This window comes from Microbispora rosea (assembly GCF_044460045.1).
GTDB classification, from domain to species: Bacteria; Actinomycetota; Actinomycetes; order Streptosporangiales; family Streptosporangiaceae; genus Microbispora; species Microbispora rosea.
In genome coordinates this window covers 72,102-82,957 of sequence record NZ_JBITJO010000014.1, presented here as the reverse complement: position 1 = coordinate 82,957, position 10,856 = coordinate 72,102, and the positions used below count along the sequence as shown (strand labels likewise).

Annotated in this window: 10 protein-coding genes; 6 read left to right on the top strand and 4 right to left on the bottom strand. The window is 70.9% G+C overall.

Annotation, left to right across the window (positions count from 1 at the left end; genetic code table 11):
* Nucleotides 1-23: 23 nt before the first annotated feature.
* Both upp and ACIBK1_RS36820 read right to left on the bottom strand, forming a co-directional pair.
* Complete coding sequence (gene upp / locus ACIBK1_RS36825; protein ID WP_396740296.1) at nucleotides 24-731, bottom strand: uracil phosphoribosyltransferase; 708 nt, start codon at nucleotides 729-731, stop codon at nucleotides 24-26.
* Nucleotides 728-1,420 (bottom strand): phosphoribosylanthranilate isomerase, encoded by a 693-nt coding sequence (locus tag ACIBK1_RS36820; protein ID WP_030508765.1) that lies wholly within the window; start codon nucleotides 1,418-1,420, stop codon nucleotides 728-730. Before ACIBK1_RS36820 ends, upp begins: the two co-directional genes overlap by 4 nt.
* A gap of 741 nt (nucleotides 1,421-2,161) precedes the next feature.
* Between ACIBK1_RS36820 and ACIBK1_RS36815 the strand changes: the two genes are divergently transcribed.
* On the top strand, nucleotides 2,162-3,352 hold the full coding sequence (locus ACIBK1_RS36815; protein ID WP_030508764.1) for an MFS transporter: 1,191 nt from the start codon (nucleotides 2,162-2,164) through the stop codon (nucleotides 3,350-3,352).
* Here ACIBK1_RS36815 and ACIBK1_RS36810 read toward each other — a convergent pair.
* Entirely contained in the window at nucleotides 3,349-3,840 is a 492-nt protein-coding gene (locus ACIBK1_RS36810; RefSeq protein ID WP_030508763.1) for a MarR family winged helix-turn-helix transcriptional regulator, read from the bottom strand. The two genes, ACIBK1_RS36815 and ACIBK1_RS36810, sit on opposite strands and share 4 nt — an antisense overlap.
* Nucleotides 3,841-3,891: 51 nt before the next feature.
* On the opposite strand from ACIBK1_RS36810, the gene ACIBK1_RS36805 reads away from it, so the two are divergent.
* The 3 genes from ACIBK1_RS36805 to ACIBK1_RS36795 all read left to right on the top strand — a co-directional run bounded on the left by ACIBK1_RS36805 (nucleotide 3,892) and on the right by ACIBK1_RS36795 (nucleotide 6,808).
* The gene (locus ACIBK1_RS36805) at nucleotides 3,892-4,524 is read left to right on the top strand and encodes an NAD(P)-dependent oxidoreductase (protein WP_396740294.1); all 633 of its coding nucleotides are present in this window, start codon (nucleotides 3,892-3,894) and stop codon (nucleotides 4,522-4,524) included.
* A gap of 96 nt (nucleotides 4,525-4,620) precedes the next feature.
* Nucleotides 4,621-6,090 carry a tetratricopeptide repeat protein gene (locus ACIBK1_RS36800; RefSeq protein WP_396740292.1) on the top strand — a complete coding sequence of 490 codons (1,470 nt, stop codon included), beginning with the start codon at nucleotides 4,621-4,623 and terminating at the stop codon, nucleotides 6,088-6,090.
* 91 nt (nucleotides 6,091-6,181) lie between these two features.
* The gene (locus ACIBK1_RS36795) at nucleotides 6,182-6,808 is read left to right on the top strand and encodes a class I SAM-dependent methyltransferase (RefSeq protein WP_396740290.1); all 627 of its coding nucleotides are present in this window, start codon (nucleotides 6,182-6,184) and stop codon (nucleotides 6,806-6,808) included.
* Between the two features lie 24 nt (nucleotides 6,809-6,832).
* On the opposite strand, the gene ACIBK1_RS36790 is transcribed toward ACIBK1_RS36795, so the two are convergent.
* A complete protein-coding gene (locus ACIBK1_RS36790) occupies nucleotides 6,833-7,504 on the bottom strand; it encodes a type 1 periplasmic-binding domain-containing protein (RefSeq protein WP_030508759.1) in 672 nt (223 codons plus the stop codon).
* A gap of 174 nt (nucleotides 7,505-7,678) precedes the next feature.
* Between ACIBK1_RS36790 and ACIBK1_RS36785 the strand changes: the two genes are divergently transcribed.
* Nucleotides 7,679-8,911 (top strand): HupE/UreJ family protein, encoded by a 1,233-nt coding sequence (locus ACIBK1_RS36785; protein WP_396740288.1) that lies wholly within the window; start codon nucleotides 7,679-7,681, stop codon nucleotides 8,909-8,911.
* Nucleotides 8,912-9,044: 133 nt separating this feature from the next.
* Nucleotides 9,045-10,634, top strand: coding sequence for a fibronectin type III domain-containing protein (locus tag ACIBK1_RS36780; protein ID WP_396740286.1), 1,590 nt, complete (start codon nucleotides 9,045-9,047; stop codon nucleotides 10,632-10,634).
* Nucleotides 10,635-10,856 lie beyond the last annotated feature (222 nt).

Sequence of the window (10,856 nt, the reverse complement as noted above, 5' to 3'; positions counted from 1 at the left end):
TCCCCCTCGGGGAGGGGAGGGTGTCAGCGTGGGACGTCCGTGCCGAAGTACCGGTCGCCGAAGTCGCCGATGCCGGGGATCATGTAGGCGTTCTCGTTCAGCCGTTCCTCGATGGCCGAGGTCACGATCCGCAGGTTCGGGTGGCGCGCGTGGACGGCGGCGATGCCCTCCGGCGCCGACAGCAGGGCGACGAAGACGATGTCGTCCTCCGCGACCCCGTGGTCGAGCAGCACCTCGACGGCGGCCAGCGCGGTCCCGCCGGTGGCGAGCATCGGGTCCAGCAGCAGCACGCTGTGCCGGTCGATGTCCGCGGGCAGCGCCGAGTAGTACAGCCGCGGCAGCTTCGTCACCTTGTCCCGCTGAATCAGGATCTTGCCGATCCGGACTCCCGGCGACACCGCACGCAGCTCGTGCTCCATGCTCTCTCCGGCGCGCACGACGGGCACCCCGCAGATCGGCTTGGCCGGCCGCAGGCCGTGGTAGGTCTCCCCCACCGGGGTCTGCACGTCCACCGGCTCGTACGGCAGGAGGTCCAGGGCCGTCTCGATGAGCTGGCGGATGATCCGGCCCGAGGTGGTGACGAAACGCCCCAGGTCGGCGTGCCGGTCGCGGATGACGGTGTGCAGCGCCCGCAGCTGCCTGGTCTGCGGCAGCAGGTGCACTGTCTCGTTCACCGTCTCGTTCACGGTCACGTTCAGGGGGCCGGCCGCCTGCGTCGCCGTGATGGTCATGCCTGCTCACCCGCCGCCAGCTGCGCGAAGGCCCGGCGGGCCTCCTGGACGAACTTGCGCACCTTGAGCCGGTCCTTGCGGCGGGTCACCGGGTCCTCCAGGCCGGTGTGCGCGTCGACCGCGGCCGGGCGGACCTCGGTGATCGCGGCGGCGACGTTGTCCGGGTTCAGCCCACCGGCGAGCATCAGCGGCTTGGGCGAGATCCGGACCAGCTCCGCGCTGATCGACCAGTCGTGCAGCAGTCCGGTGGCGCCCTTGGCACCGGTGGCCGGGTTGAAGGTGTCGGTGATGAACATGTCGACCCACTCGGCCGCCTCGTCCACGATCGCGGCCAGCTCGTCGAGGTTGTCCTGCTTGACCACGAGGCTCTTGAGCACGTACAGGTCGGGGGCGATGCGCCGCAGCTTCCGCAGCTCCTCGCCCGTCACGTCGCCGTGCAGCTGGATCGCGGTGACGCCCAACTCCTCGCAGAAGGTCTTGATCTCCTCGGCGTCGGTCAGGTATGTGATCACGACGCCCCTGTGCTCCGGCTGGATCTCCTTGACGATCGCCGCGGCCTCCTCCTCGGACAGGTCCTCGTTCTTCGCCGGCAGCCGCAAGGCGAAGCCGAGCCAGTCCGCGCCTTCCTCGCGGATCAGGTCCGCCTCGGCCTGGTCGATGACACCGGCCACCTGAATCAGTCCCTGCATGTTGCCCGCCTTTCGAACCGGCCTGAGCGGCCTCGGTCGGAAACGAATTGCAAACGGCCACGAACAATGGCATTGAGCAGCCTGCGACAGTGCGGCCTTTCGAGATGGAATTCGCTACGGCGCGAATATTCCGGCCTGCGAGGCCTACTCAGAATTCGCGCCGGCGGGCTTTCCTCACAACCCCTAGCGGCCCCACAGCATGTCAGGACGATCCGGGACACCTCTGGACTTTTCGGGAGCCACCAGGAGGGGTGCGCAAGAGACGGTCCACAACCCCTCACACCCCCTATAGAGAAACGGCCCGTCCCGAGTCGCGCGCGACTCTCGTTGACCCGGCGGGAAACGCGAAACTAGCCTCCGTCTCGGAGTGCCCCGACGAGCACGCGTGAGAAACGGCGGTGGTGAGAATGCACCACGAGCAACCGATCTCCCCAGGCGATTCGCCGGCACGGTTCCCCGCTTCCGGGCACCGCCACCGCCGGATCTCGCGTCCGTCCACGCCGCCCCGACGCGGGGGCCATGCGGGGGCCACGTGCCGCCAGTGGCCCGCGCACCTCGAACCCGGCCGGCCCACGTCTGGCCAATCGCTTAGCACTAAGGTAATGTCTCTTAGTGCTAAGCGATGTGCCCGCCACTGATCCACGGCCGCCGGGGCCGATCGGCGCCACCGTTCGACCCAACCGACGCACGACGTTCGCTCTCGCCAGCCCGGACCGGGCCCACGCGCACAGGAGGAACCAGATGACAGTCATCGAGTCCGTCTCCGCCGGGACCGGCACACCGGATCGCGTCCCCATCAAGAACTGGCTCGCGGTGATCGCCGTCGCGCTGGGGACCTTCCTGGTGGTGACCGTCGAGAACCTCCCCATGGGTCTGCTCACGGCCATCGGCGGCGGTCTGCACGTCTCCGACGGCGAAGTCGGCCTGATGGTGACCGTGTCCGGCCTGGTCGCCGCCGTCACCGCGCCGCTGCTCCCCGTGGCGATCCGCGGGCTGGACCGGCGGGTGGTCCTGCTCGGCCTGATCCTGCTGGCGCTGGTGGCCAACGTCGTGTCCGCGGTGACTCCCACCTACGCCGTGCTGATGGTGGCCCGGCTGTTCGTGGGCGTCAGCATCGGCGGGTTCTGGGCGCTCGCCGCGGGCCTCGGCGTCCGGCTGGTCCCCGAGGCGCACGTCGCCAGGGCCACCTCGCTGATCTTCTTCGGCGCCATGGCCGCCAACGTCCTCGGCGTCCCCGCCGGCACGCTCGTCGGCGAGCTCACCGGCTGGCGCATCGCGTTCGGCGCGGTCGCCGCGGTCGCGCTCCTGCTGGTGATCGCGCTGAGCGTGCTGCTGCCGCGGATGCCGGCGACCGAGCCCGTCCGGCTGCGCACGCTGGGCGAGCAGCTGCGCGTGCCCGCCGTCCGGGTCGGTGTCGTCGCCACCTTCCTGCTGGTGTCCGGGCACTACGGCGCCTTCACGTTCGTCAGCCCGATCCTGCAGGACGTCTCCGGGGTCGGCGCGGCGTTCGTCGGCCCGCTGCTGCTGGCGTACGGCGTGGCCGGGATGGCGGGCAACCTCATCGCCGGCTCGTGGGCGGGCCGCAACGTCCGCGGCACGATCGTCGTGGTCAGCGTCGCGCTCGCGGTCATCCTGGCGGCGTTCCCCTTCCTCGGCGGCAACGCGGTCACCGGCTCGATCCTGTTGATCGCGTGGGGCTTCGCGTTCGGCGGCCTGCCGGTGAGCGTGCAGACCTGGATCATCAAGGCGGCCCCGCAGGGCGTCGAGGCCGCCACCGGGCTCAACACCTGCATGTTCAACCTGGCGATCGCGCTGGGAGCGCTGTTCGCCAGCCTCATCGTCGGGGCGGTCGCCGTGACCGGCGTGCTGTGGGTCGCGGCGGGGCTCGTGGTCCTGACGTCGCTGGTGGTGTCCGGCACCAGGCGGGTCTAGGAACTCCGCTCGTCGCCCAGCGCCGTCAGCAGTTGCCTGAGGATCTCGGCCAGGTTCTCCCGCTGGGCGGGGGTGAGCCCGGCGAGCAGGCGCCGTTCGGTGTCCACGTGGTCGGGCAGCGCCCGGTCGATCAGTTCGCGGCCGGCGTCGGTCAGATCCACGTGCACACCACGGCCGTCGACGTCGCTGGGCGTCCGCGTCACAAGGCCCCGCGCCTCCAGCCGGTCGAGGCGCTGGGTGACCGCCCCCGAGGTGACCATGGCCGAGCGCATCAGCTCCGCCGGGGCCTGCCGGCCGCCGCGGCGCAGGGTGGCCAGGACGTCGAACGACGAGGGGTCCAGGTCGTGTGCGGCGAACGTGCGGCGCAGCTCGTTGTTGACGAGCTGCGTCAGCCTCGACAGCCGGCCGAAGACCGCCATGGGAGACACGTCCAGGTCAGGGCGGGCGTCGGCCCACTGCTGCAGGACGTGGTCCACATGATCCGGCACACCGCAAGGGTACCGCCCGTGGCACCCCCGAGATCGAGAGGAAGTAGCGGCATGCGCATCACAGTGTTCGGGGCGACCGGGAACGTGGGCAGGCGCGTCGTGGCCGAGGCCGTGTCCCGTGGGTACGAGGTGACCGGCGTGGCCCGCAATCCGGTGCGGCTCGCCGGGCTGCCCGGCGAGGCGCGCGCCCGGGTCGGCGACGCGACCGACGTGGACGACGCCGTGGCGCTGACCACCGGGCAGGACGTCGTGATCACCGCGACCTGTCCGGCGCCCGGCGACGAGCGCCAGCTGGTCGCGGTCGCCACCACCCTGCTCTCGGCGTGCGCCAAGACCGGCGCGCGCCTGCTGCTCGTCGGCGGCGCGGGCAGCCTGACCGTCGAAGGCGGCGGTCGCCTGATGGACCGGGAGGGCTATCCGTCCTTCCTGCTGCCGATCGCGTCGGCGTGCGTCGAGCAGCTGGCGGCCTGCCGGGCCGACACCACGGCGGACTGGGCCTATCTGAGCCCGGCCGACCTGCTCGTGCCGGGCGAGCGGACCGGCCTCTATCGGCTGGGCGCCGACGAGCTGGTGGTCGACGCCGACGGCGAGTCCCGGATCTCGATGGAGGACCTCGCGGTGGCGCTGCTGGACGAGGCCGAACGCCCGCGCCACCACCGGACCCGTTTCACCGTCGCGTACTGACCTCGCCGAGCCCCGGCGACGCTCCCGGGAACGGCCGGACAGACCACGCTTCCCGGCCGTTCCCCTTCTGTCGGATCCGGTCCCTATACTCCCCGCATGTCAAGATCGCCGTCCTCACTCGACATCGCGTACGGCCTTCTGGAAGAGGGCCGGTTGATCGACGCGGAACAGCTCCTGCTTAAGGAGCTGCGGAAGGCCGAGCGTAAGCACGGACCCGGGAGCCCGCAGTGGGCGTCGGCCCAGTGCGATCTCGGCAACCTCCTGTTCAGCTCCGGCCGGCTCGACCGGGCGGTGGACTGCTATCGCAGCGCCTGCTCCCGTCCGCCGGCGGGCGACCCGGAGGCGTACAAGGACCACCTCACCTACCGGCTCAACCTCGGCATGGTGCTGACGACCGCCGGGCGGCTCGACGAGGCCGAGGACGAGTTGCGCCGCAATCTCCAGGAGCGGCGCGATTTCTACGGCCGTGAGCATCCGGGTTACGCCTACGCCCTGGAGCCCCTGGCCGACGTCCTGCTCAGACGTGGAGACATCGGCCAGGCCCGTCAGCTCGTGGAAGAGGCGGTCGGCAACTTCTGGCGCAACGGACACGAACGGGTCGCCACCGCACTCGCGCTGCGGGCGGAGATCGTCGTCGCCGCGGCCGCCGGCGAATCCGCCTTCACAGGACTGGAGCAGTTGCCGGACGACGTCGTCGAACAGATCGCGCACACCGTGATGAGCCGGACCGGCAAGGACCCCGCGACCGGCAGGGCGGTGCTCACCAGCCTGATCGCCGCCCTGGAGGAACGGCTCGGCCCCGATCACCAGACGACGCTCAACGCACTGTCCCAGCTGGCGAACACCGGCCACGACATCGGCGACGAGACGGGGCGGGTGCGGGCGATCGAGAAGGTGCTCGCCTCCTACGACCGGCAGGGCCGGGCGGAGGACGCGCTCATGGCGGCGCTCGGCCTCGCCATGGCGCAGGACGACACCGGCGACACCGCCGCGGCGCTGCGGACGTTCGAGGACGCGTGGGCTCGGGCGGACCGCATCGGCCGTCCTGAGTTGCGTGCCCAGGTGCTGCGTAACTGGGGGCTGGCCCTGTCGGCCGCGGGCCGTACGGCCGAGGCGGAGCGGCGTCTGCGCGACGCCGTGGCCGCGGCCGATCTCGGGCACGACCACGAGATGCTCGGCCGCTCGCGGATCGCGCTCGGCCTGTTCCTGCAGCACGAAGAGCGGCTGGGCGAGGCACGACAGGTGGTGGAGGCCGGGCTGTCGACGCTGGACGTCGCGCACCCCGACGCGATCGTGGGGCGCAGTCACCTCGGCGCCATCGTCCAGGGACGCGCCTGCGGCTGCGGAGACGTCCAGGGCACGATCGCCGAGGCGTTCCGCGAGTTCGTCATGTCCAGGTTGCCGGGAGACCTCCTGGAGGACCTCGACGTGGGCGTCGATGACGGCGAGTTCGCGATCCAGGTGCGGCTCCGCCGGAAACCGAGTGCGGCCGAGATAGAGCACATGAACCGGTTGATCGAGAGCGCGAACGCCGAGTTCCGCAGCCGGTTGACCTCCCTGAGGTAGTTCCGCCCCGCACACGCATGGCCGCGGATATGGCCTGCCGTCACGTCACGTGACAGCATGTGCGGAGTCTCCCGTTCCGAAGGGGCGTTCGATGCGGACCATCACGAATGCCGACGTACGCCGGGTGTTCGACCGGCTGGCGGACCGGTACGACAGTCAGATGCAGGCCTGGGAGCGCCGCCTGTTCCCGGGCAGCCGGGAGTGGGCCGTCGGGCAGGCGCGCGGTCACGTCGTGGAGATGGCGGTGGGCACCGGGCTCAACCTCCCGCTGTACGACGCCGGCACCACGGTCGTGGGGATCGAGCTGTCCGAGCGCATGCTGGAACTGGCCCGGCTGCGGGTGGCGCAGGCCGGTCTCGGCGAGCGGGTGGAGCTGCGGCAGGGCGACGTGCAGCGCCTGGACCTGCCCGACGGCGTCGCCGACACGGTCGTGTCCACGTTCACGATGTGCACCATCCCGGATCCGCGGGCCGCGGCACGCGAGGCCTATCGCGTGCTCAAACCGGGCGGGCGGTTCGTGCTGGCCGAGCACGGACCGTCGAGCAACCCGGTCGTCCGGGCCGGGATGCGGCTGCTGGAGCCGCTGTCGGTGCGGTTCGAGGCCGACTACCTCACGCGCGATCCCCGGCCCTACCTTGAGCAGGCCGGTTTCGCGATCGAGTCGGTGGCGCGCGCGACCAGCGGGATCAGTTTCCGGGTGCTGGCCGTCCGGCCCTGACCCGGACGGCGCCACACAGCGCCGTCAGTCGAGCCAGAGCACGACGCCGGTCATGCCGTTGAGCACGGCCGCGGCCCCCGCCCGGACCGCACGCGCGGCGCGCTCGGGGGTGAAGGTGGCGGAATCGTACGTCGAGGACATGCCGAGCCCCTCGCCGCGGAACGACGCACCGGCCCAGTCGGCGGCGGTGACGTTCTCCGTGGGCTCGGCCAGCTCCGCGCCGACCACGAGGAACTGCTGGTCGAGGTGGTTGGGGGTGACCAGGGCCAGGGGGTCGACGAGGGCGTCGCCGGCGCTGACGATGAGGTCGGGCTTCATGCCCATCGCCCTGGTGATGGCCGGAACGAACCCGTCCGGCCCCGTGGCCGTGACGGTCCTGAGGCTGACGCCCTCCTCCTCGGCCCACGCCGTCACCGCGCGCACCAGCGTCGTGGTCTGGCGGTCCTCCCCCGCGGTGAGCAGCACCACCCGGTAGCCCTCCGGCGGACGCACCCCGTTCCACGAGCCGGGCCGGGGCGTGACCGTCGCCTCCGGGGCGGGGGACACGGCCGGGAAGAAGCCCGGGCCGGGGGTGCCGACGGAGGTGGGCTTCGCGTGCGGCCCGGACCAGTCGTCGCCGGAGCCGCATCCGCCGGCCAGCAGGGCGGTCGCGACCGCCGCAACCAGCGTGCAGGCAGGCAGAAGCCGAGAGCGCATGGGGATCGTCCTTCGGAGCGCCGGGAAGTGCGCCTATTTCCTACCGCATGATTCGCGGCCTTCGGCGGCGAGGCGGTCTCCGCCGGGCGTGGTTCCTTGACGGTTCTTGTACGAGATACCGCTCGTTCACCTCTATCGAGCAGATTTCGTACACCAAAGCCTAAAAGGAGTCATATGTCCCCCACCGCTCGGCGTCGTGTCGGTGCTGTCATCGCCGCCGCAGCCGTGGCCGTCCTGCTCAGCGCCCTCTCCACTCTGCTGGGCGCCCTGCCCGCCCTCGCTCACGGGTTCACCTCGACGGTGTACGTCAACCTCGTCTCGCCCCAGGCCGGGCACGTCCGCACCGAGCTCCAGCTGGAGTACGACCTGCTCGTCGTCTCCGCCGCCGACTACGAGAAGGACGACCCGCTCTTCAAGGCGGGCACCGCGGCGTTCGAGGGCGGTGACGCGGCACAGCAGGCCGCCGCGCTCGACGCCCACGCCGGCTCGGTCGTCGCGTACGTCACCCAGCGCTTCGGCGTCACCGCCGGGGGCACGGCGTGCGTCCCGGCCAGGGACGGCGGCTTCACGATCGGGCAACGCGAAGGCGTCCCGTACGCACGGCTGGCCCTCGACTACCGGTGCCCGAAGCCCGCCGATGCGCACGAGGTGCGCAGCGCGCTGTTCGCCGGCTCGGAGGGGTACGTGCGCGACAGCAAGACGATCGTCACCTACGACCTCGACCTGACGTCCGGCAGCACCGCCCTCGACGCCCAGCATCGGTCGTTCTCCACGCAGCAGTCCTGGTTCGAGCGGTTCTGGGAGTTCTTCCGGCTCGGAGCCGAGCACCTGCTCGGCGGACTCGACCACATCCTGTTCCTGCTCGCGCTCATCGCGGGATCACGCCGCCTGCGCGAGATCGTGCTGGCGGCGACGACCTTCACGCTGGCCCACTCGGTGACCTTCGTCTTCGCCGCCCTCGGCCTCGTCGAGGTGCCGGCGTCGTTCGTCGAGCCCGTCATCGCCCTCTCGATCGCGGTCGTCGCCGGCTGGCATCTGTGGCGTCTCTGGCGACGCCGGTCGCACGCCACGGACCTGGAGACGGCCGGTCACGGCCACTTCGGCCTCGACCGCGCGGGCTGGACACGGCTCGCGGTGGTCTTCTGCTTCGGCCTCGTGCACGGTCTCGGCTTCGCCGCGGCACTGGGCATCGACCAGGCCTGGTCGTGGACGCTCCTGTGGTCGCTGCTCGTCTTCAACGTGGGCATCGAGGCCGTCCAGCTGACCATCATCGTGGCCGTCTTCCCGCTGCTCGCCGTGCTGCGTCACCGCCGGCCCGCGGCGGGGCTGTGGACGACCGGGGCGATCGCGGCGGGTGTGTCCGCCATGGGCCTGGTGTGGTTCGTGCAGAGAGTTCTCGGGCTGTGAGAGCACCTCACTCGTGAGATCGCATCACAACTTCCGGTAAGCGCAAGTGCCCGCCCGCCCCATGTTCATCTCCGCGACACCGGACCTCGAAATCGTGCAAATCGCTCCAATTCCCCCACATGGATGGAAAAGCATGAAGCTCGACAAGGGGACACACAACCCCGGGCTCGTCCTGCGCCGGGTGGCCGTCAGCGCCGCCGCGGCGGCCCTGAGCGCCTCCGCCGTGCTCGGCGGCGGCCTCGCGACCGCGGCCCACGCCGACTCCGCCACGGCGGTGAGCGGCATCGTCCTCGGCGTGGGCGCCAACGAGGCGCAGCGGGTCGTGTCGTGGTACGCCTCGGAAGGCGCCGCTCAGGTGGTCCAGGTCGCGCCGACCAAGAACCTCGTGGGCGGTGAGTTCCCGAAGAACTCGGTCACCTTCCCCGCCACCGTGACGGCGAACAGCGTCAACGGCGGCTACAACGGGCACGCCACGATCGACGGCCTGAAGCAGAACACGGAGTACTCCTACCGCGTCGGCACCCCCGGCGCATGGTCCCCGACGTACTCCTTCACGACCCAGAACTTCAAGGGCAACGACTTCGACTTCCTGTTCTTCGGCGACCCGCAGATCGGCTCGTCGGGCGACGTGGCGAAGGACGGCGCCGGGTGGGCGGACACCCTGAACGTCGCCCTCACGGCCAACCCGAAGGCCGAGCTGCTGGTGTCGGGCGGCGACCAGATCGAGAGCGCCAACAACGAGACGCAGTGGAACGCGTTCCTCGCCTCCGACAAGCTGCGCCAGCACCCGTGGGTCGCCACCATCGGTAACCACGACGTCGGCGGTAAGGCGTACGAGCAGCACTTCTGGACGCCCAACACCGACCGTTCCACGCCGTACTACAACGGCGACGCGGCCACCCGGTCGGGCGGCGACTACTGGTTCACGTACAAGAGCATCCTGTTCGTCGACCTGAACAGCAACGCGTACGCCAACGGGTCCGACGCCGCGCACATCAACTACGTCACCGACGTCGTCAACAAGCACGGCCGAGGCGCCAAGCACATCGTGCTGATCTACCACCACTCGATCTACTCGCCGGCCAGCCACGCCAACGACGGCGACAACAAGGTGCGCCGTCAGGACTTCCCGACGGCCTTCTCGAACCTCGGCGTCGACCTGGTCCTGCAGGGTCACGACCACAGCTACTCCCGTAGCTACGTGATCAAGAACGGGCAGAAGGCGAACCCGAACGAGCAGCCCGGCGACACCGAGGTCGTCAAGGGCCCGGGCGGCGTCATCTACGTGACGGCGAACTCGGCGTCGGGGTCGAAGTACTACGACCTCACCGCTCCGGACGCGACCAAGGACCCGAACTACGGTCCCGACCCGCTGAACCCCAAGAACCACTGGGCCAACTCGGTCGAGAACCAGGAGCACGTCCGTACGTACGTGCGGGTCCAGGTGCGCGGCGACAAGCTCGTCGTCGAGAACCTCCGCAGCGGCACCTGCGCCGCCCCCAACGCCGCGGTCGAGCTGGGCCAGGAGTCGTGGTGCGGCCCGGACAACGGCGCGAGCGCCGCTCCGCCGGTCGGCTCCACCGTCGACAAGGTCGTGATCCACACGAACGACAAGCCCGAGCCCGGCAAGCCCGGTGGCCCTGGCAAGCCCGGTGAGCCCGGCAAGCCCGGTGAGCCCGGCAAGCCCGGACCGGCCGCGGCCGAGTCCGACTGGCTCCAGTAGATAGACGACCGGGGGCGACGCGGGGGGCCGTCAGATGAGTCCTGACGGCCCCGTTCCCGGGTGGGGTGGGGGCCCGCCCGGGGCCCCCCCCCCCCCCCAACCCCCCCCCCCCCCCCCCCCACCCCCCCCCCCCCCCCCCCCCCCCCCCCCCCCCCCCCAGAGTCCTAATCCGCTCCCCACCCCGCCCGTCCCCGCGGGCGGGGGGGCTCCTAGTACCGGTAG

Coding starts and splice junctions, on each gene's coding strand:
- upp (WP_396740296.1), bottom strand. CDS start 731: ATGACCATCACGGCGACGCAGGCGGCCGGCCCCCTGAACGTGACCGTG.
- ACIBK1_RS36820 (WP_030508765.1), bottom strand. CDS start 1,420: ATGCAGGGACTGATTCAGGTGGCCGGTGTCATCGACCAGGCCGAGGCG.
- ACIBK1_RS36815 (WP_030508764.1), top strand. CDS start 2,162: ATGACAGTCATCGAGTCCGTCTCCGCCGGGACCGGCACACCGGATCGC.
- ACIBK1_RS36805 (WP_396740294.1), top strand. CDS start 3,892: ATGCGCATCACAGTGTTCGGGGCGACCGGGAACGTGGGCAGGCGCGTC.
- ACIBK1_RS36800 (WP_396740292.1), top strand. CDS start 4,621: ATGTCAAGATCGCCGTCCTCACTCGACATCGCGTACGGCCTTCTGGAA.
- ACIBK1_RS36795 (WP_396740290.1), top strand. CDS start 6,182: ATGCGGACCATCACGAATGCCGACGTACGCCGGGTGTTCGACCGGCTG.
- ACIBK1_RS36790 (WP_030508759.1), bottom strand. CDS start 7,504: ATGCGCTCTCGGCTTCTGCCTGCCTGCACGCTGGTTGCGGCGGTCGCG.
- ACIBK1_RS36785 (WP_396740288.1), top strand. CDS start 7,679: ATGTCCCCCACCGCTCGGCGTCGTGTCGGTGCTGTCATCGCCGCCGCA.
- ACIBK1_RS36780 (WP_396740286.1), top strand. CDS start 9,045: ATGAAGCTCGACAAGGGGACACACAACCCCGGGCTCGTCCTGCGCCGG.